Origin of the sequence: Comamonas fluminis (genome assembly GCF_019186805.1) — a bacterium.
Lineage (GTDB): Bacteria > Pseudomonadota > Gammaproteobacteria > Burkholderiales > Burkholderiaceae_C > Comamonas > Comamonas fluminis.
In genome coordinates this window covers 4,600,306-4,620,566 of sequence record NZ_CP066783.1, presented here as the reverse complement: position 1 = coordinate 4,620,566, position 20,261 = coordinate 4,600,306, and the positions used below count along the sequence as shown (strand labels likewise).

Here is a 20,261-nt window from a genome sequence, read left to right as displayed (position 1 = left end):
TTTGAAAGCAGCGGCAGCCAATAATGAAAAAGCCTTGTGCCTAGCCACAAGGCTTTTTTCATAACGACAGGGGTGGGCAAGTCATCACCCCAATGAGGAGACACAACCATGAATCGACTGGCTGGCAAGGTTGCCATCATCACTGGCGGGGCGCGTGGCATGGGGGCTGCCACCTGTCGCCTGTTTGTGGCGCAGGGGGCGAAAGTTGCCATCGCCGATCTGCTGAACAGCGAAGGGCAGGCGCTGGCTGCAGAGCTGGGCGATGCAGCGCGCTTTTATCACCACGATGTGACCAGTGAGGAATCCTGGGCCGCGCTGGTGCAAGGTGTGCAGCGGGATCTGGGGGCGGTAGATGTGCTGGTCAACAACGCGGGCATGCTGATGTTTCGCACGCTGCTGGAGACCACGCTGCAGGAGTATGAGCGCGTGCTCAAAGTCAATCTGGTGGGCGAGTTTCTGGGCATCAAGGCCGTGGCGCCAGGCATGGTCGAGCGCGGACGTGGCTCCATCATCAATATCTCTTCGGTTGATGGCATGAAGGGCGCCAACGGGCTGGCCGCCTATGCCTCCAGCAAGTGGGGAGTGCGCGGCCTGACCAAGGTGGCGGCCATGGAACTGGGTCACCGCGGCGTGCGCGTGAATTCCGTGCATCCGGGCGGTGTGGATACGGTGATGGGCAACCCCGGCCAGCGCTCACGCAACGAAGTCAACCAGGGCTTTACCAATATCGCGCTGCAGCGCGTGGGCGAGCCGCATGAAGTGGCGGCGGCCACCTTGTTTCTGGCCAGCGATGAATCGTCCTATATGGTGGGCGCCGAGATCGTGGTGGATGGCGGCATGACGGCTGGCCATTACTATCAAGGTCTGCCAGGGGCGCCGGGCGTTTGATGTGCTGCTCCTGGAATATGAGCTCGATGCGCTTGATACGTAAGCGCTTCAGGCACTTTTTTCTGGAAACTCTATGCATGCCATGAGCGGGATTATTCGCCTGAGTCAACTGCCCCGGCTGGTACTGGGTGCGATTGGCGTGCTCTGGGCGCTGGCGGGCTGCGCGGCTGACGGCGGCATTTCTGCGGAGCCACCCAGCGCGTCTGGGGAGGCGCAGGCCATGGCGGAAGTGCAAGTCCCCTTGCTCAACACCTACTGGAAGCTGCGCCAGATGGGCGACGGCTCGCATGTCAGCGCGTTCGACAACCAGCCCGAGCCGCATCTGGTGCTGCAATCAGGCTCCAGCCGTTTTCATGGCGCAGGCGGCTGCAACCGGCTGCATGGCAATTACAGCCTGGACGGGCGCTGGCTTCGCCTGTCTGCCGTAGCCAGCACACGCATGGCCTGCCCGCAGGGGCGGCGCATGGAACAGATGTTTCTCACCACGCTGGCACAGGTGCGCAGCTATTCGGTGCAGGGCCAAAAGCTGCTGCTCAGCGATGCCGATGGGCAGGTGCTGCTGCGGTTTGAGGCGGTGTATCTGCGTTGAATGGGGCCGCAGCGCTCAATGCGCCCGCAGATGGGCAGCTTGAGGTGTGGTTCCCGTCTGCACGGAACGAATCGGAATCCCCATGTCCTGCGGAATATCGCCCGATAGCTGCAATGCCAGGTAGCGGGTGCAGCACACGCGCAGGAAGGAGCTGAAATTGTCCACCGCGCCGCGTTCGGCCAGTAGTTCGTCGTAGAGCTTGGTACACAACTGGGGCACGGTGTAGCCATCGCGCGTGGCGATTTCTTCAAGCACTTGCCAGAACAGGTTTTCCAGCCGGATGCTGGTCGCCACTCCGTGCAAGCGAATGGAGCGAGCCTTGTGGGCCCAGAGCTGAGGGTCGGCACTGATAAAGACTTTGCACATGGCTGAATCCTGCTCAAAGCAAAACCGGGCCATGGTGTGGCCCGGTGTGCGCGGCGTCAAGTGCTTGGTTCAGAAAACTCTTGAAACCATAGCTGCCTGCGCTTGATGCATAAGCGCTAGGGGCTGATTTCAATGAGAAATCTTGGTGCCCAGCAAGGCCAGGAACTGCGCAATCCATGCAGGATGGGCAGGCCATGCGGGGGCGCTGACCAGATTGCCTTCGGTGTGGGCCTGATCGACGGGAATGTCGGCATAGGTGCCGCCCGCCAGTTCCACCTCGGCGCGGCAGGCCGGGTAGGCGGAGCAGGTGCGGCCCTTGAGCACGCCCGCACCGGCCAGCAACTGCGCACCGTGGCAGACGGCGGCCACGGGTTTGTTGGTGTCAAAGAAGTGGCGCACGGCAGCGCGCACGCTTTCATAGCCACGCAGATATTCGGGGCCGCGCCCGCCGGGGATGACCAGGGCGTCGTAGTCGGCAGCCTTCACATCAGCAAACGTGGCGTTGAGCGTGAAATTGTGGCCGGGCTTTTCGCTATAGGTCTGCGCACCTTCAAAGTCATGAATGGCGGTCTTGATCTGGTCGCCCGCTTTTTTGTCGGGGCAGACGGCGTGCACCGTGTGGCCCACAGCCAGCAGCGCCTGAAAAGGGACCATGGTTTCATAGTCCTCGCAGTAGTCGCCGCAGATCATCAGAATCTTCTTGCCAGCCATGTCTGTCTCCTAGTGTTTAGGGTTGGGTGCAGATCATTGTGGACAGTCGGTGGGTGCAGCGGGTGTTAACCGGTTACTACAGGCTGGGGCCATAGAGCGCTCAGTAAGGCTCGCGGCTCAGCACGCCGTCGACCACGTCGATGGTGTAGGTGGGCAAGCCGGTCCAGTCACTGAGATTGAAGACCTGGTCATCGTCCAGTTTGCTGATCTCCATGCTGTAGGCGGTCAATGGCTTGCCAGGCTGGCAGGTGGTGGCGGCTTGCAGCGGGCGCACAAAGTAGATGGCACCGGCCATGACCAGATCCGGGTTGACTGCGCGGCGGGCCGTGTAAGGCTTGCGCTGGCCGTCGCCCTCGACCAGCAGGGCCGCTTGCTCGCTCACGCCAACGGCGCGGGCGCCATTGATGGGCGATGTGCCAGCGGCCAGAATACCGCCTGCGCAGCCACTGGTACCCACCGGCGCCACCAGTCTGGAGACAAAAGTCATCAAACGGCCCATGCGATTGCGCTCATCAAAGTGGCTGTCGAGGATGGCGTTTTTGAAGCTGCCGGGTGTGAGAAATCCACCGCTCAGACTGAGCGGGTCTGGGTCCAGCGTCATGAAGGTGTTGTAAGGGTCAGCCAGTGCTTCGGCAGAGCTGACGCTGTCATTGAGGGCGGAAAAATCAAACTGCCCCAGCACGGCCAAACCTGCGCTGGTGCCGCCGATGGGAACGTTATTGGCCATCAACTGGTTGAGCGTGGTGTGCAGCGCGGTGTTTTTCCAGTAGCGGATGTAGTTGGCCTGATCGCCCCCTGAAATAAAGACGGCCTGCGCACGGGCCAGGACCTGATTGACGAACGGGTCGTTGGCGGCAGCGCGGTCGGGGATGATCAAGGTTTCTACCGAAGTCAGTCCCATGGCGGCACCTCCTACCCAGCCGCTTTGCGCAGGGCCGGTTGTGGCTTTCTGGTTGTTGCTGTAGTAGACGTAGGGGCCGTACTCCTCGACCTCTGGGCGCACGGCTCGCAGTACGACAAAACGTCCGCCCGTGCCGGGCTTGACGCCGCTACGCTCAATCATCCATTGGAATGCACTGTCCACATCGGCAGCGCCGCCGCCCATGATCATGGTGGATGGCTCTTGCGGCGGGGACGCGGATACCAGGGCCTGGGGTTGGCCGACAGAGAGGTATTCATAGGTGACTGGTGGGGGCGGTGATGGTTGAGCCGAATCGCCACCGCCGCAGGCTGTCAGCAGCAAAGTTACAAGGCTCAGTAAGAGAAAGCGAGAGAGCATCAGTCGCACCAGTGAGAGTCGTTTCGCTGCGATGCTATAGGGGGCGTTGCTGGCGTTTATTTCAGGACCTCAGAAACTCAACTGGATGAGGCAGTGGCAGTCTTACCCACAGCAACGGCCGACCCGCTATGCTCGCACCATGCAAACCCCAGAGACGCAGACCCTTGCGCCAGAAGCTGAGCTGCTCTGGAGGAGCGGCGATGCACCGGTGCGCCTGTGGGATGTGCTGGTCGGCAGTCTCGCGCTGACGGCCTATTTCGCGCTCATCATGCAAGTGGTGGCTTTGATTGCGCTGATGCTGGTCACGCCCTTTGTGCTGTGGCGTGGGGAGGACTGGTTTCAGATCGCGTCCGGCTGGCTGGACGGTGATCTCTGGCTGGGCGGCCTGTGCATCGCGCTGGCGTTAGGCGTGGTGCCTATACTTTTGCATTTGCTGCCGCAACTGGAGTTTTTTCGCTTTGATGCGTCTGCGCACAAGCTGGAGATCGTGCAGCGCGTGGCGATTTACGGAACGCGCAGGAAAAGCATTGCGTTTGCAGAGATCAGCAGCATTCTGCCGCTGAGCTATGACGGTGGTGGTGGCGGACTGTCTCTGCAGCTGGAGCGCGGCTCTTTGGTGCTGGATTGCGCTTCTCGCCCGGAGCTGGATGCCTGGGTCCATTGGCTGCAGCAGCAGCTGGGGAGCAAGGTTCAGCCCATCGAGGAGCGCGTCAGCACTTAGAGCGGCTCTTAAACCTGTGGCTTGGCCGAAACCGGTACTGGGTAATGCATGCCGTAGTCCGAAGAGCGCTGATACAGCTTCAGGCCAAAGCGCGGCAGCATGCCGATCAGGTGGTCGAAGATTTCGCCCTGCACGGATTCATATTCCACCCAGATGGTGGTGTTGGTGTAGCAGTACAGCTCCAGCGGTACGCCGTGGGGCGAGGGCTCCAGCGTACGGGCCAGCAAAAACATGCCAGGCCCCTGATGAATGCGGGGGTGGGCCAGCAGATAGGCATAGGCATAGGCCTTGAAGGCGGCCAGGTTGCTGACCTGGTCGGGTGCAATCAGGTGGCCGCTGCTGTGGTCTATGGTGCCGGGTTTGGCGTCATCAACAGCGCGCAGACCTGTTTTTTCATCCCAGTAATTGCGCAGCAGCTCAATGCTGGAAAGCGCTGTACGCTCTTCTTTTGAGAGTAAATGAATGGTGTGAGCATCGATGGACAGCGAGCGGCGTATGCGGCGCCCGCCCGCTTCGAACATGCCGCGCCAGTTCTTGAAGCTCTCGCTCATCAGCTTCCAGGTGGGGATGGTGGTGATGGTTTTGTCGAAGTTCTGCACTTTCACCGTGTTCAGGGCAATGTCCACCACAAAGCCATCGGCTCCGACCTGGGGCATCTCAATCCAGTCGCCCACGCGCAGCATGTCGTTGCCGCTGAGCTGAACGCCTGCAACAAAGGACAGGATGGTGTCCTTGAACACCAGCATGAGCACAGCCGACATGGCGCCCAGGCCCGACAACAGCAGCAGGGGCGAGCGGTTGAGCAGCGTGGCCACGATGAGCACGGCGGCAAAGCTGCAGATCAGCAGCTTGCCCAGCTGGATATAGCTTTTGATGGAGTGGGTTTGCTCGGCCTTGCGCTGCGCGTTGCGGCCATGTGCCTGGCTCATGGCGTTGAGCAGGTCGCACAGCGCACGCGCCAGGTGGTACAGGGTGAAGGCGCTGGCCACATTGGTGATCAGCGTGGTCCAGCGCGGCTGCAGATAGGGCACGCCCATGATGCCGAACTGAATGATCAGCGAGGGAACGGCCTTGGCCAGACGGCGCAGCACCTTGTCGTGCATGAGGACTTCGGCCCACTCGGTCTTGAGCGTTTCGCGCATGTGGCGAAAGACTTTCAGCACCAGCCACTGAGTCAGCCAGCCGGCCAGCAAGGCAAGCAGGGCAAGCACACACAGGGCTGCCAGGGTTTGCATGGCAGGCTCCCATTCGGAAACAAAAGACCAGGGGGAAAGCAAAAAAAGCTCCTCGGACAAGATAAAGACAAGAGGGCGCAAGCCGGGTGCCGCAGATGGGCACGGGCGATGGCGGTGCGGGTTCGCCAGATGGGCGAACGTGCAAAAAGTTCAGCAATTTGTGAACAGTTACTAGGGTCTGTTGAGAATTGAGCGGGGTCGCGAAGGATTCTGGCCGCTTGCCAATCTAGGCGCGTGACGCCGTGCGGGTGCCCACACGCACAAGGAGCGCAACGACGAGTGGCGGGCGGCCAGAGTCCTTCCCTTCGGGTTGCAGCGACAGGAGGCCGTCTGCGTTGTTGCATGCCCTTGCAAGGCATGAGCATTGCTTCGGTCATGCGCCTAGCATCCAGCCTCCTGTCGCCGCAACGCGATCCCCGCCTAATTCTCAACAGACCCTAGCTTACGCAAAGCCGTATTTCCTAGTGCAGCGTGCAGGAAGGCGGGCCGGATGGCGCAGCGCGTTTTGCGGTCATGCGGGCTGAAACCGGCGCAAGCGGGCGGGGAGCCTAAAATCCCTGTTGATTTCAGATTTCTACCTTGCCGTGTCCCAAGCGGGCTGGCGGCCACTGCACTGCACCATGCAAGAAAAATTCAACCACATTGAGGTCGAGCGCGCCGCGCAAGATCATTGGCAAGCCAAGGACGCCTACCGCGTCACCGAGGACAAGAGCAAGCCCAAGTACTACGCCTGCTCCATGCTGCCCTACCCCTCGGGCAAGCTGCACATGGGCCATGTGCGCAACTACACCATCAACGACATGCTCACGCGCCAGCTGCGCATGAAGGGCTACAACGTCCTGATGCCCATGGGCTGGGATGCCTTCGGCCTGCCCGCCGAAAACGCTGCGCTCAAGAACAAGGTGCCGCCCGCCAAGTGGACGTACGAGAACATCGCGTACATGAAAAAGCAGATGCAGGCCATGGGCCTGGCCATCGACTGGAGCCGCGAAGTGGCCACCTGCGACCCCGAGTACTACAAGTGGAACCAGTGGCTGTTCCTGAAGATGCTGGACAAGGGCATTGCCTACCGCAAGACCCAGGTGGTGAACTGGGACCCGGTGGACCAGACGGTGCTGGCCAATGAGCAGGTCATCGACGGCCGCGGCTGGCGCACCGGTGCGCTGGTGGAAAAGCGCGAGATTCCGGGCTACTACCTGGCCATCACCAACTCCGCGCAAGAGCTGCTGGACCATGTGCAGATCGGCAACGACAAGGCAACCCTGAACGGCTGGCCCGACAAGGTGCGCCTGATGCAGGAAAACTGGATCGGCAAGAGCGCCGGTGTGCGCTTTGCGTTCACGCACGACATCAAGGGTGCCGATGGCAAGCTGATTGGCGACGGCAAGATGTTTGTCTTCACCACGCGTGCCGACACCATCATGGGCGTGACCTTCTGCGCTGTGGCCCCTGAGCATCCTCTGGCCCAGCACGCAGCCGCATCCAAGCCCGAACTGGCTGCCTTCATCGAAGAATGCAAAAAGGGCGGCACGACCGAAGCTGAGCTGGCCGTCAAGGAAAAAGAAGGCAAGCCCACGGGCTTGTTCGTCACCCATCCCGTCACCGGCGCGCAAGTTGAGGTGTGGATTGGTAACTATGTGCTGATGAGCTATGGCGATGGCGCCGTGATGGGCGTGCCCGCCCACGACGAGCGGGACTTTGCCTTTGCCAATAAGTACAACCTGCCCATCAAGCAAGTCGTGGCCGTGGAAGGCCAGGATGCTTACGACGACAAGAAGTGGGCGGACTGGTATGGCGACAAGGAACGCGGCGTTCTGATCAACTCCGGCGAATTTGACGGCCTGAATTACAAGGATGGCGTGCAAGCCGTTGCCAAGGTGCTGGCCGACAAGGGTCTGGGCGAGCTCAAGACCACCTGGCGTCTGCGCGACTGGGGCGTGAGCCGCCAGCGCTACTGGGGCACACCTATCCCTATCATCCACTGCGAAGACTGCGGTGCCCAGCCCGTGCCTGAGAAAGACCTGCCCGTGGTGCTGCCACAGGACCTGGTGCCCGATGGTTCCGGCAACCCGCTCATCAAGAGCGAAGCCTTCCACGCTGGCGTGGTCTGCCCCTGCTGCGGCAAGCCTGCCCGCCGCGAGACGGACACCATGGACACCTTTGTGGACAGCTCGTGGTACTTCATGCGCTATTGCGACGCGAAGAACTCCGAAAAAATGGTGGCCGGCGGGGCCGACTACTGGATGCCGATGGATCAATACATCGGCGGTGTGGAACACGCCATTCTTCACCTGCTGTACGCCCGCTTCTGGACCAAGGTGATGCGCGATCTGGGCCTGCTCAAGATCGACGAGCCTTTCACCAAGCTGCTGACGCAGGGCATGGTGCTCAACCACATCTACAGCCGCCGCACGGCCAAGGGTGCCAAGGAATACTTCTGGCCCAAGGATGTGGAGCATGTGTTTGACGAGACCGGCAAGATCGTCGGCGCCAAGCTCAAGGTGGAAATGGACAGCGCCGACGGCATGCTGCCGGTGGGCACAGCCATTGACTACGAGGGCGTGGGCACCATGTCCAAGTCCAAGAACAACGGTGTCGATCCGCAGGAGCTGATCGAGAAGTACGGCGCCGACACGGCCCGCCTGTACACCATGTTCACCTCGCCCCCCGAGCTGACACTGGAGTGGAACGATGCCGCCGTGGAAGGCAGCTACCGCTTCCTGCGCCGTGTGTACAACTTCGGCGCCAAGCTGGCGGGCATGGATATGGCGGTGGCCGTCGCTGGCGTGGCCGGTGTTAAGTCGCTGGACGATGTGGAATTCAGCAAGGCCGCCAAGGCCCTGCGTCTGGAAATCCACAACGTGCTCAAGCAGGTGGACTATGACTACTCGCGCATGCAGTACAACACCGTGGTGTCCGGCGCGATGAAGATGATCAACGCGCTGGAAGACTTCAAGGCGGTTGACGAAGCTGGTGGTCAGGTTGCCCTGATTGAAGGCTTTGGCATTCTGCTGCGCGTGCTTTACCCCGCAACCCCTCACCTGGCACACGTGCTGTGGAGTGAGCTGGGCTATGCCAACCACCTTGGCGATCTGCTCGACGCCCCCTGGCCTCAGGTGGACCCCAAGGCGCTGGTGCAGGACGAAATCTCGCTGGTGTTGCAGGTCAACGGCAAGCTGCGCGGCGCGATTCTGGTGGCAGCGGGTGCCGACAAGGCCACTATCGAAGCCGCTGCGCTGGCCAACGAGGAGTACCAGAAATTTGCCGAAGGCCGGGAACCCAAGAAGATCATTGTGGTGCCGGGGCGTTTGGTAAATATTGTGGTGTAAATCACTCCCCCTGAGGCGCTTTGCCTAGGCGGCCCCACGCCTTCCCCCTCTCTCGATGCTTTGCATCGGGAGGGGGACAATACCTTCGCTGCGGGGCGGCCCTTGCTCGGTATTTCTGGAGCAAGGGGCGATGCACGCGGCAGGGTATGTAGAGTTCCAGATAAGGACCGTTGATGCAAAAACGTACGCTGCTGGCCGCCATGGCCTTGACGCCTCTGCTCGGGGCCTGTGGCTTTCGCCTGCGGGGCATGCCGAATTTCGTGTTCAGCTCCATCTATGTGCAAGCCGGTCGTGGTTCGCCCGTAGGTGTGCTGCTGCGCCGCAACCTCGATAGCTCCAGCGACAATCTGGTGGTTGTCAAAGACCCTGAGTCGCCTGATACAGCGGAAGTGATCTGCCAGATCGTCAGCGAGCAGGCCCAGCGCGTCATTGTGGGCTCCAACGTCGCGGGGCAGGTGCGTGAAATTGAGCTGCGCCTGATCGTCAAGTTCGCGCTGCGCACGCCTGGCGGTGACGAGGTGATCGAGCCGACGGAGATTCGCCAGATTCGCAACGTGACCTATAACGAAACTGTTGCACTGTCCAAGGCGGCAGAAGAAGAGATGCTGAACAAGGACATGCGCAATGACATAGTGCAGCAGATCATCCGCCGTCTGGCCGCAGTAAAAACGCTAACCCCCTGAGGCGCTTTGCGCCGAGGGGGACGACAGCCTCGCTGCGGGGCGGCTGGGGCCGCCTAGCCCTTGCTTGCTGTTTCTCGCATGAGTCAGGTGTGTAAGTTAGTATGTTTTTAATAGCTGAAAGCGCTTGATAGATAAGCGCTTGAAGCATATTTGAGTAAATAAATCTCCATGCAGCTTGCGCTGAACCAGCTTCATTCCCATCTGGCCAAGGGCTTGCGCTCGCTCTATGTGCTGCATGGCGACGAGCCGCTGCAGCAGCAGGAGGCGGCAGACGCGATTCGTGCCGCGGCGCGGGCGCAGGGCTATACCGAGCGCAGCAGCTATACCGTCATGGGCGCGCACTTTGACTGGAGTGGCGTGCTGGCGGCGGGCGGCAGCTTGAGCCTGTTTGCCGACAAGCAGATTCTGGAAATCCGCATCCCCAGCGGCAAGCCCGGCAAGGACGGTGGTGCTGCACTGCAGCAGCTGGCCAGCAGTGCGCAGGGCAATGACAGCACGCTAACCCTCATCACCCTGCCACGCCTGGACAAGGCTACACGCACCGGCGCCTGGTTCTCGGCGCTTGATGCCAATGGCGTTTCCATCCAGATTGATCCGATAGAGCGCGCTGCGCTGCCGCACTGGATTGCCCAGCGGCTGTCGCTGCAAAACCAGCGCGTAGCTGCGGGCGAGGAAGGCCAGCGCACGCTGCAGTTTTTTGCCGACCGGGTGGAAGGTAATCTGCTGGCGGCGCACCAGGAGATTCAAAAGCTGGCGCTGCTGCACGCCGAGGGTGAGCTGAGCTTCGAGCAGGTCGAACAGGCCGTGCTCAATGTGGCGCGCTATGACGTGTTCAAGCTGTCTGAGGCCGTGCTGTCCGGGCAACTGGCGCGCACCATGCGCATGCTGGATGGTTTGCAGGCCGAAGGCGAGGCCGAAGTGCTGGTGCATTGGTCACTGGCCGAAGACATTCGTAACATCAAGCGTGTGAAAGACGCGATGGCGGCGGGCAAGCCGCTGCCCATGGCGCTGCGCGAAAACCGCATCTGGGGGCCGAAAGAGCGGCTGATGGAGCGGCTGCTGCCCCGCGTCAGTGATGCACGCGCTGCCGAGCTGCTGCAGTCGGCCCACGCGGTGGACGGCATTGTCAAAGGCCTGCCCAGTCAGGGCTGGCCACGCGATAGCTGGCAGGCCCTGCGCCAGCTGGCCATGCAACTGGCGCAAGCGGGCCGGGCCTGAGTTTCGTCACTATTTTTGTCATTGGTGCGCGCACGCATGCTTGCAATTTGACTTGTATTTGTCACAAGTCAGGCGGTGCTGAGCCGCTAGCCTTGCCTTTGTTTTTCAGAGGAGGCAAGTGATGCGCAAATCTTGGATGGCGGCAGTGGCGCCCGCTTTGGGGCTGATGGCAGCAAGCTCGGTATGGGCCCAGACCGTGACTGCGCCTGGCGTGGAAATTCGCGCAGGCAGTGCAGGTGCCGTAGTCAGTGCGCCGGGTGCCCACGTCAAGGCGGGCAATGGCTCTGCGGCCTCGGTCAAAGCTGGTTCTGCGAAGGCGGGCACAGCCGGTGCGGTAACCGGGGCATCGGGTGCATCCGCTGTATCAGGGGGCGCTGGCGCATCCAAGGCTGGCAGCGGCCGCGAGCATGTCAACGCCGATCTGTCTGGTCAGAACTTCGCCAGGGCAGATCTCTCTGGTCATCGTTTTGTGAATGTGGATCTGTCCAATGCCAATCTGGCGGGCGCCAATCTACAAGGTGCGGTGCTGGAGAACGTCAGCCTTGAGAATGCCAATCTGACTGGCGCGAACCTCAGCGGTGCCAGGCTGGTCAATGTGGCACTGGAGGGCGCTGCCCTGCAAGGGGCGGTCTGGACGAATGGGCAAAAGCGCTAGAAATCCCCTGGTTGCATGAAAAAAGGATGCCAGCGGCATCCTTTTTTTGTGGGGCGATGAAGCGCATCACTTACTGCTGCGAACCATCGGTTTGCTGGTTTTGCTGCAGGTGCTCGTCAATTTTTTCCTCAATCACTTTTTCACCCTCAAAACCGGCAATCGCCGCCATGCCTTTTTTGAGGAAGCCGGCATTGGGGTCGGCCTTGTCCAGCGCTTCTTCCGCAACCACCGCGCCTACGATTTCGTTGAGCAGTCCCATGTGAACCTCCAGGTGAGTAATGAGGTGCTCAAGGTAGCGATGGCCTGTGGCTTGCGCCAGCTCTTTTGCGGCTTTTTACCAGCAGACATGAAAATTCATACTTGCATCGTTTGTTTGCAAATCAGTGGCCTGCAAGTCCATGATTTTGCAGTGAAATTCAGCCTTTGTTAAGTTGATCTTCGGCCTTGGTGGCCCAGGTCTGCAGATTGTCCAGCAGGTCTTTCTGGCTGAATGAGCAGCTTTCTTCGGTAAACAGGGCGCTGGATTCGAGCCGGTCCAGCAGGTTCAGCAGCACTTCACCATAGCGTGGGGGCAGTGTTTGCAGCAGGGCCTGGGCAGCACGGGCCTGCTGGCCCAGGGCCGAGGCGCTGATCTGCGATTGCGCCAGCTGTGCCATGCCGCTCTTGAGTTGCTGCAACTGGCGTGTGGCTTCCAGCAGCTCGGGGGATGTTGTCGAAGTCATGCGTTTCCTTGTGTTTTAGCGGGAAGTGTAGGTTGCTGGCAGCGCGAAATATGCGCTTGTACGGGTTTGTCTGCGCAAAGCGCGCTTCTCGGCGAAAATCACGGCATGAACGCGCTCAATACCGTCGAATACATGCACAACCTGGGTGTGCAGGCAAAAGTTGCCTCTGCCCATATGGCCAGTGCGTCTGCAGCTACCAAAAACAAAGCACTCAAGGCGCTTGCCCGTCTGCTGCGCGAGCATATCGAGCCGCTGCAGATCGACAATGCCAGGGATCTGGAGCGTGCCGTGGCCAATGGTCTGGCAGCGCCCATGGTGGACCGCCTGCGCCTGACGCCCAAGGTGCTGGAGACCTGCGCGCTGGGGTGCGAGCAGCTGGCGGCCATGCCCGACGTGATTGGCGAGATCATTGGCCTCAAGCAGCAGCCCACCGGTATTCGCGTGGGCCAGATGCGCGTGCCACTGGGCGTGTTCGGCATGATTTACGAAAGCCGCCCCAATGTGACCATTGAAGCGGCCAGCCTGTCGATCAAGAGCGGCAATGCCTGCATCTTGCGCGGCGGCTCGGAAGCCATTGATTCCAACAAGGCGCTGGCCAAGCTGGTGGCGCAGGCGCTGACGGAAGCAGGCCTGCCCGAAGACGGCGTCAAGCTGGTCGAGACAACGGACCGCGAAGCCGTGGGCCAGCTGATCACCATGCCCGACTATGTGGACGTCATCATTCCCCGTGGCGGCAAGGGCCTGATCGAGCGCATCAGCCGTGATGCCAAGGTGCCTGTCATCAAGCATCTGGACGGCAACTGCCACACCTATGTGGATGACCCCTGCGACATTGCCATGGCCGTGAAGGTGGCAGACAACGCCAAGACCAACAAGTACAGCCCCTGCAACGCCAGCGAAAGCATGCTGGTGGCGCGTGCCGTGGCGGCGCAATTCCTGCCAAAGATCGGTGCGGTGTATGCGGCCAAGGGCGTGGAAATGCGCTGTGACCCTGAGGCGCTGGCCATTCTGAAATCCGTCAAGGATGCGCAACTGGCCGAAGCCACAGAGCAGGACTGGAGCGAGGAGTACCTGGCGCCCATCATCAGCATCAAGCTGGTCGATGGCGTGGATGAGGCTATTGCCCACATCAACAAATACTCCAGCCACCACACCGAGGCCATTTTGACCACCAACCACCAGCATGCGCAGAAGTTCCTGCGCGAGGTGGATTCGGCCAGCGTCATGGTCAACGCCAGCACGCGTTTTGCCGATGGCTTTGAATATGGTCTGGGCGCCGAGATCGGCATCAGCACCGACAAGTTTCATGCCCGTGGTCCTGTGGGCATCGAGGGGCTGACCTCGCTCAAATACGTGGTTCTGGGCGACGGCGAAGTGCGCTCCTGAAGTCGTCAGCCCTGCGTAGGCCATATGGCTGCGCAGGGGCTGAAGACTGGTAAATTTGCGCCGCTGCTTGGGTCCAACACTACAACACCATGAAAATCATTATTTTGGGTGCCGGGCGAGTCGGTCAGATTGTGGCCGAGAGCCTGGTGTCCGAGCAAAACGGCATCACCGTCATCGATACCGACGCCAAGGCGCTGCGCGAACTGGAGTCGCGCTTTGATCTGCGCGGCGTGGTCGGCAACGGCATTGATCCCCAGGTGCTGGCAGAAGCGGGCGCCAAGGATACGGATTTGCTGATTGCCTGTGCGTCCATGGATGAGACCAATCTCGTCTGCTGCAAGATTGCCCAGGCCATGTTCGACATTCCCACGCGCATTGCGCGCGTGCGCTCGTCCAGCTTTGCGGCGGACGATCCCGTGCTGGGCAAGGATGGTTTTGCGGTCGATCGCATCATCTGCCCCGAGGAATCGGTGACCAACTACATCCGCAAGCTCATCGAATATCCGGAAGCCATGCAGGTGCGCGCTTTTGCGGGCGGCCGTGCAGCGCTGGCTTCGGTGCGCGCTCGCGCCGGTGCGCCGGCGGTGGGCCTGCAGATTGCCGAGGTGCGTGAGCGCATGCCCGATCTGGCCATGCGCATCGTGGCCATCTATCGCCGCTTCATGGATGAGCCTGACCGTTTTGTGCGCTGCGATGGCAGCACGCGCATCGAGCCCGGCGATGAAGTCTTCATGCTGGCCGCGACGGACAATGTTCCCGAGGCGCTCAAGGTCATCAATCTGCCCCAGGGCCGACCTTCGCGCCCGGTCTATCGCATCATGATTGCTGGTGGCGGTCAGGTCAGCCTGCGTCTGGCCAAGAAGCTGGCGCAGACGCCGGGGCGTTTTCACATCAAGATCATTGAGCACAACGAGCAGCAATGCCTGAGTCTGTCATCCGTGCTACCTGCCGAAGTGCTGGTGCTGGAGGGGGATGCCACGGACGAAGATGTGCTGGCCGAAGAGGGGATTGAAGAGGTCGATCTGTTCCTGGCGCTGACGGATGATGATGAAGACAACATCATGTCCAGTCTGCTGGCCAAGCGCATGGGCGCGCGTCGCGTGCTCTCGCTCATCAACCGCCGCGCCTATGCCGATCTGATGCACGGCACGCAGATTGATATTGCGCTGTCGCCTGCGCAGGCCATGCTGGGCGAGTTTCTGGCCTATGTGCGCCGGGGCGATGTGCAGGCCGTGCACAGTCTGCGCCGGGGTGTGGCCGAGGCGCTGGAAATCGTGGCGCGTGGTGACCGCAAAAGCTCTCGCGTGGTGGGGCGCAAGGTGGAAGACCTGCGTCTGCCCGAAGATGTGCACATCGGCCTCATCGTGCGTGGCATTCCCGAGGGCAAGACCTGCGAGGAAGTGGCGGGCACGCCGCTGCAGACCGAGGTCATCATTCCGCGCAGCAACACCATGATCGAATCTGGCGACCACGTGGTTTTCTTCCTGCCTAACAAACGGCTGGTGCGAAACGTGGAAAACCTGTTCCGCGTCAGTGCCACCTTCTTCTAAGCGGCAGCCATGAAAGATTTGCTACCTGTCTTGCGTGTGCTGGGCATGCTGATGGTCATGTTCGCAGGGGCCATGCTGCTGCCCTTTGGCGTTTCGTGGTTCACGCAGGACGGTATCTGGCGCATCTACCCCTGGGCAATTGGGCTGACGGTTTGCGTGGGCCTGCTGCTATGGGGCAGTCTGTACCGTTACAAGCAGGACCTGCAGCCGCGCCATGGCGTGATTCTGGTGACACTGGTCTGGGTGGTGCTGCCGCTGTGCGCCATGGTGCCGCTGATTCTGGGCTTGCGCCGCGTGGGCATTCAGATCAGCTTCACCCATGCATATTTCGAAGCTGTCTCCGGTCTGACCACGGCAGGCGCCACGGTGCTGAGCGGGCTGGACAATCTGCCCGTCTCCATCAACGTGTGGCGCACGTTTTTGCAGTGGATGGGCGGCATGGGTATTTTGATTCTGGCCGTTGCCATCTTGCCGCTGCTGGGGATTGGTGGTGCTCAGCTTTTCAGAGCGGAAGCCGCAGGCCCGGTAAAGGATACCAAGCTAACTCCCCGTATTACTGAGACGGCCAAGGGGTTGTGGGGCGTGTATGCCCTGTTCTCCATTGGCTGCTTTCTGGCCTTCTGGGTCTTCGGCATGCAGCCGCTCGATGCGCTGATGCACATGTTTGCCACCGTGAGTCTGGGTGGCCTGTCTTCGCACGATGCCAGCTTTGCCTATTTCAATTCGCCGGTGCTGGAAGTGGTTGCGCTGATCTTCATGCTGCTGGCGAGCTGCAACTTTGCGCTGTACTTCGTGGCCATGCGCAAGGGGCGGCTGGACAGCTTTATGCGCGACCCCGAAATGCGCGCCACGATTGGCGTGCTGGTGGGCTCTGGCCTGCTGGTGGCGCTCTTGCTCTGGGTCAAGGGCGTGTACGGGCCGCTGGATGCGCTGCGTCTGGGCATGTTCCACACGGTTTCTGTGGCCACGACCACGGGCTTTTCCACCACCGACTATCTGGCCTGGCCGGTTTTCATACCTGTGCTATTGCTTTTGCTGTCGGGTGTGGCTACCAGCGCGGGCTCCACGGGTGGTGGCATCAAGATGGTGCGCATGCTGATTCTGGTCAAGCAGGCCCGGCGCGAGATGACGCGCCTGGTGCATCCGCGTGCCGTGCAGCCCGTGCGGCTGGGCGATGCAGTGGTTGATAACCCGATGATTTTTTCGGTGCTGGCCTATATGCTGGTTTACGGAGCCACCGTCATCGTGCTGAGCATGGTGCTGCTGTTGACCGATCTGGACCCCGTTACCGCTTTTTCCGCCGTACTGGCGAGTGTGCACTGCATGGGGCCCGGGCTGGGCGCCATCGGTCCCGCATCTAACTACACGGTGTTGACTGACTTCCAAATGTGGGTGTGTACTCTGGCCATGCTGTTAGGTCGACTGGAAATATTGAGTTTCATGGCTTTGCTCTCCCCGGCGTTCTGGCGCCGATAAGACAAAGACTAGGGGAAACACCTATTTCTTGCGCCAGTCTCTACAATTGCCCCCCACCACCGTCTCCTGAGGGTATTTATGGTTCCACATCTTGTCACGGCTTTGACCGGCCCCATTAACGAACTCGAGCAGCGCGTGCTGGACTCCATGCCAGCGATCGAGCGCTGGTTCCGTCTGGAATGGATGGAGCACACGCCACCGTTTTATTGCTCGGTGGATATTCGTAATGCGGGCTTCAAGCTGGCACCGGTGGATACCAACCTGTTTCCAGGTGGCTGGAACAATCTCACCGACGAAATGCTGCCGCTGGCCGTGCAGGCTGCGATGGCTGCTATCGAAAAGATATGTCCTGAAGCGCGCAACCTGCTCATCATTCCCGAGAACCACACGCGCAACACCCACTATCTGGCCAGCGTGCTGCAGCTCAAGCGCATCTTCAGCATGGCGGGCCTCAATGTGCGCATCGGCTCCATCAGCCCTGAGATCAAGAAGACGCTGTCCATCACGCTGCCGCTGGGCGACGAGATCAAGCTGGAGCCGGTCATTCGCACCAAGCGCCGCCTGGGACTCAAGGATTTCGACCCCTGCACCATCTTGCTCAACAACGACCTCTCCACAGGCGTGCCCGGCATTATTGAAGAGCTGTACGAGCAATACCTGCTGCCCCCGCTGCACGCAGGCTGGAATGTGCGCCGCAAGAGCCGCCATTTCCAGAGCTATGAAGAAGTCTCCAAGCGCTTTGGCAAGCTGCTGGGTATCGACCCCTGGCTGATCAACCCCATCTTCGGTCGTGTCGAGAACATCGACTTCGCTGAAGGCACAGGCATGGATGCACTGGCCGACCAGGTGGATGTTGTTCTCTCCAAGGTGCGCCGCAAGTACAAGGAATACGGCATCAAGGAAAAGCCGTTTGCCGTGGTCAAGGCCGATAACGGTACCTACGGCATGGGCGTGATGACCGTGCGCGACGCCAAGGAGCTGGCCGCGCTGCCGCGCAAGAGCCGCAACAAGATGGGCGTCATCAAGGACGGCCAGACCGTGCACGACGTCATCGTGCAGGAAGGCGTGCTGACCTATGAGCGTATGCACAACGCCGTGGCCGAACCCGTGGTCTACATGATGGACCGCTATGTGGTGGGCGGCTTCTACCGCATGCACCCCGAGCGCGGCGAGGACGAAAACCTCAACGCCCCCGGCGCCGGCTATGTGCCTCTGGCCTTCCAGCAGAGCAACCATCTGCCCCAGGCCAGCGCCCGCCCCGGTGCCAGCGCGCCCAACCGCTTCTATATGTACGGTGTGATTGCACGTCTGGCCATGTTGGCAGCCAGCTATGAGCTGGAAGCCACTAATCCAGATGCAGAAATTTACGACTGACCGCAGACATCCATGAGTCAGCGCACAATCCCGCAACTTTGATGATCTGGTGACTGCCTTACGAGTCGCTTCCTGAACCGTGCAAAACTCGAAATCCTCCCTGTTCGCCCTTACGCTGGGCGCTATTGGTGTTGTCTATGGAGACATAGGCACCAGTGTTTTGTACTCGGTCAAGGAGGTCTTTGGCTCGGGACATGTGCCTTTTACCCCGGCCAATGTGTACGGCGTGCTGTCCGTGCTGTTCTGGACGCTGACAGTCATCGTCTCCCTCAAGTACGTGGTGCTGGTGCTGCGTGCTGACAACAATGGTGAAGGCGGGCTGGTGGCCATGTTGGCTCTGGCCTCGCAAACCGTGAAGGACAAGCCCCGCCTCTCCAGCACCCTGTTTCTGGTGGGCATGTTCGGCACCTCGCTGTTCTACGGCGATGGGGTGATCACCCCGGCCATTTCAGTGCTCTCGGCGGTGGAGGGGCTGGAAGTCATCTCGCCCCACTTCACCAAGGCCGTGATTCCGCTGACGCTGGTGATTCTGTTTCTGCTGTTCTTTGTGCAAAAGCGCGGCACGGCAGGCATCGGCAAGTTCTTCGGCCCCATCACGGTGGCCTGGTTTGCCTGTATCGCCTTGCTGGGTGTGCGCCAGATCATCGGGCACCCCGAAATTCTGGCAGGTCTCAGTCCGCATTACGCCATCGGCTTCATCTGGAACAACCCTGGCACCAGTTTCATCATTCTGGGCGCGGTGGTGCTGTGCGTGACCGGGGCTGAGGCGCTGTATGCCGACCTGGGGCACTTCGGCAAAAAGCCAATTCGCCTGGCCTGGTTCAGCATTGCCATGCCCGCGCTGACGCTGAATTACTTTGGTCAGGGCGCGTTGCTGCTGGCCAACCCGGATGCGGTCAAAAACCCGTTTTTCATGATGGCTCCCAGCTGGGCTCTGCTGCCGCTGGTCATCATGGCCACCATGGCGACGGTGATTGCCTCGCAGGCACTGATTACCGGTGCCTTCAGCGTCACGCGCCAGGTCATCCAGCTGGGCTATCTGCCGCGCTTTGAAGTGCGCCACACCAGCGTGAAGGAAATGGGGCAGATTTACATGCCGCTGGTCAACTGGGGCCTGTTTGTGGCGATTGCGCTGGCGGTGCTGCTGTTCAGAAGCAGCGGCAATCTGGCGGCGGCCTATGGCATTGCGGTGACGCTGGACATGCTCATCACCACCATGCTGACCTATTTCGTCATTCGCTACCGCTGGAAGTACCCGCTGGCGCTGTGTCTGCTGGCTACGGGCTTTTTCCTGCTCGTGGATCTGGCTTTCTTCTCTTCCAATCTTCTGAAGCTGTTTGACGGTGGCTGGTTCCCGCTGTTGATTGGCGGTAGCGTGTTCACGCTGATGATGACCTGGCGCAAGGGCCGGGAGCTGCTGCATCGCAAGCTGCAGGCGGACGCGCTGGACCTGCGCCAGTTTCTGGAATCCACCTGGCGCCACCCGCCCACGCGCGTGCCTGGCACGGCGGTGTTTCTCTCTGGTGAGCTGGGAACGGTGCCACATGCGCTGCTGCACAACCTCAAGCACAACAAGGTGCTGCACCAGCGTAACCTGTTTGTGACGGTGCACAACCACGAAGTGCCATGGGTCAGCATGGACAAGCGTGTGCAGGCCGAGGCACTGGGCGGCGATTGCTGGGAGGTTGTCATCAATTACGGCTTCAAGAATGAGCCGGACGTGCCAGCGGCGCTGGCGCAGCTGCGCACACAGGGCTGCAGTCTGGATGCCATGTCCACCAGCTACTTCCTGTCGCGTGACCTCATCATCCCGCGCATGAACAACTCCATGGCCCATTGGCGCGAGAAGCTGTTTGCCCAGATGCACAAAAATGCCAGCCGGGTTTCAGACTTTCTGCACCTGCCCAGCAACTCCGTCGTAGAGCTGGGCTCCAAGATCGAACTCTGAAGACTTTTAGTCAAATAGTGCTCAATCGCTTATCAGTAAAGCGCTGGAAGCTATTGTTTTGGGAGTGATGATGGGCCTCGCCATTCGCGGTCACCTAAATGGCCTGCCTTTGCGTGGGCCTGATGCCAGAA

The 20,261-nt window shown here is 60.6% G+C and carries 18 protein-coding genes; 12 read left to right on the top strand and 6 right to left on the bottom strand.

Annotated elements, in window-relative coordinates:
* Positions 1-108: 108 nt before the first annotated feature.
* Positions 109-888: a glucose 1-dehydrogenase gene (locus tag JDW18_RS21450; protein WP_218241601.1), complete on the top strand. Its 780-nt coding sequence runs from the start codon at positions 109-111 to the stop codon at positions 886-888.
* An 82-nt stretch (positions 889-970) separates the two neighbouring features.
* A complete protein-coding gene (locus JDW18_RS21445) occupies positions 971-1,477 on the top strand; it encodes an META domain-containing protein (protein ID WP_218241600.1) in 507 nt (168 codons plus the stop codon).
* Positions 1,478-1,492: 15 nt separating this feature from the next.
* On the opposite strand, the gene JDW18_RS21440 is transcribed toward JDW18_RS21445, so the two are convergent.
* The 3 genes from JDW18_RS21440 to JDW18_RS21430 form a co-directional block, all read right to left on the bottom strand.
* Complete coding sequence (locus JDW18_RS21440; protein ID WP_218241599.1) at positions 1,493-1,843, bottom strand: ribbon-helix-helix domain-containing protein; 351 nt, start codon at positions 1,841-1,843, stop codon at positions 1,493-1,495.
* Between the two features lie 129 nt (positions 1,844-1,972).
* Positions 1,973-2,554, bottom strand: coding sequence for a DJ-1/PfpI family protein (locus JDW18_RS21435; RefSeq protein WP_158393985.1), 582 nt, complete (start codon positions 2,552-2,554; stop codon positions 1,973-1,975).
* Positions 2,555-2,654: 100 nt separating this feature from the next.
* Positions 2,655-3,833: a cyanophycinase gene (locus JDW18_RS21430; RefSeq protein ID WP_218241598.1), complete on the bottom strand. Its 1,179-nt coding sequence runs from the start codon at positions 3,831-3,833 to the stop codon at positions 2,655-2,657.
* A 139-nt stretch (positions 3,834-3,972) separates the two neighbouring features.
* Here JDW18_RS21430 and JDW18_RS21425 point away from each other — a divergent pair, with 139 nt between their 5' ends.
* Positions 3,973-4,554 carry a hypothetical protein gene (locus JDW18_RS21425; protein WP_218241597.1) on the top strand — a complete coding sequence of 194 codons (582 nt, stop codon included), beginning with the start codon at positions 3,973-3,975 and terminating at the stop codon, positions 4,552-4,554.
* Between the two features lie 8 nt (positions 4,555-4,562).
* On the opposite strand, the gene JDW18_RS21420 is transcribed toward JDW18_RS21425, so the two are convergent.
* The gene (locus JDW18_RS21420; RefSeq protein WP_218241596.1) at positions 4,563-5,789 is read right to left on the bottom strand and encodes a mechanosensitive ion channel family protein; all 1,227 of its coding nucleotides are present in this window, start codon (positions 5,787-5,789) and stop codon (positions 4,563-4,565) included.
* 620 nt (positions 5,790-6,409) lie between these two features.
* On the opposite strand from JDW18_RS21420, the gene leuS reads away from it, so the two are divergent.
* From leuS to JDW18_RS21400, 4 genes are all read left to right on the top strand, one after another.
* On the top strand, positions 6,410-9,118 hold the full coding sequence (gene leuS / locus JDW18_RS21415; RefSeq protein WP_218241595.1) for a leucine--tRNA ligase: 2,709 nt from the start codon (positions 6,410-6,412) through the stop codon (positions 9,116-9,118).
* Between the two features lie 173 nt (positions 9,119-9,291).
* Entirely contained in the window at positions 9,292-9,801 is a 510-nt protein-coding gene (locus JDW18_RS21410) for an LPS-assembly lipoprotein LptE (RefSeq protein ID WP_218241594.1), read from the top strand.
* A 168-nt stretch (positions 9,802-9,969) separates the two neighbouring features.
* Positions 9,970-11,019 (top strand): DNA polymerase III subunit delta, encoded by a 1,050-nt coding sequence (gene holA, locus JDW18_RS21405; RefSeq protein WP_218241593.1) that lies wholly within the window; start codon positions 9,970-9,972, stop codon positions 11,017-11,019.
* Positions 11,020-11,140: 121 nt separating this feature from the next.
* Entirely contained in the window at positions 11,141-11,674 is a 534-nt protein-coding gene (locus JDW18_RS21400; protein ID WP_218241592.1) for a pentapeptide repeat-containing protein, read from the top strand.
* A gap of 70 nt (positions 11,675-11,744) precedes the next feature.
* Here JDW18_RS21400 and JDW18_RS21395 read toward each other — a convergent pair whose 3' ends face one another.
* Complete coding sequence (locus JDW18_RS21395; protein WP_218241591.1) at positions 11,745-11,933, bottom strand: hypothetical protein; 189 nt, start codon at positions 11,931-11,933, stop codon at positions 11,745-11,747.
* A 157-nt stretch (positions 11,934-12,090) separates the two neighbouring features.
* Positions 12,091-12,396, bottom strand: a complete 306-nt coding sequence (locus tag JDW18_RS21390; RefSeq protein WP_218241590.1) for a hypothetical protein — start codon at positions 12,394-12,396, stop codon at positions 12,091-12,093.
* Positions 12,397-12,501: 105 nt separating this feature from the next.
* Here JDW18_RS21390 and JDW18_RS21385 point away from each other — a divergent pair, with 105 nt between their 5' ends.
* The 5 genes from JDW18_RS21385 to JDW18_RS21365 all read left to right on the top strand — a co-directional run bounded on the left by JDW18_RS21385 (position 12,502) and on the right by JDW18_RS21365 (position 20,130).
* Complete coding sequence (locus tag JDW18_RS21385; RefSeq protein WP_218241589.1) at positions 12,502-13,782, top strand: glutamate-5-semialdehyde dehydrogenase; 1,281 nt, start codon at positions 12,502-12,504, stop codon at positions 13,780-13,782.
* Positions 13,783-13,871: 89 nt separating this feature from the next.
* Positions 13,872-15,332: a Trk system potassium transporter TrkA gene (gene trkA / locus JDW18_RS21380; RefSeq protein WP_218241588.1), complete on the top strand. Its 1,461-nt coding sequence runs from the start codon at positions 13,872-13,874 to the stop codon at positions 15,330-15,332.
* Between the two features lie 9 nt (positions 15,333-15,341).
* A complete protein-coding gene (locus tag JDW18_RS21375; RefSeq protein WP_218241587.1) occupies positions 15,342-16,808 on the top strand; it encodes a TrkH family potassium uptake protein in 1,467 nt (488 codons plus the stop codon).
* Positions 16,809-16,886: 78 nt separating this feature from the next.
* Positions 16,887-18,182 (top strand): glutamate--cysteine ligase, encoded by a 1,296-nt coding sequence (gshA, locus tag JDW18_RS21370; RefSeq protein ID WP_218241586.1) that lies wholly within the window; start codon positions 16,887-16,889, stop codon positions 18,180-18,182.
* 79 nt (positions 18,183-18,261) lie between these two features.
* Positions 18,262-20,130 carry a potassium transporter Kup gene (locus JDW18_RS21365; RefSeq protein ID WP_218241585.1) on the top strand — a complete coding sequence of 623 codons (1,869 nt, stop codon included), beginning with the start codon at positions 18,262-18,264 and terminating at the stop codon, positions 20,128-20,130.
* Positions 20,131-20,261 lie beyond the last annotated feature (131 nt).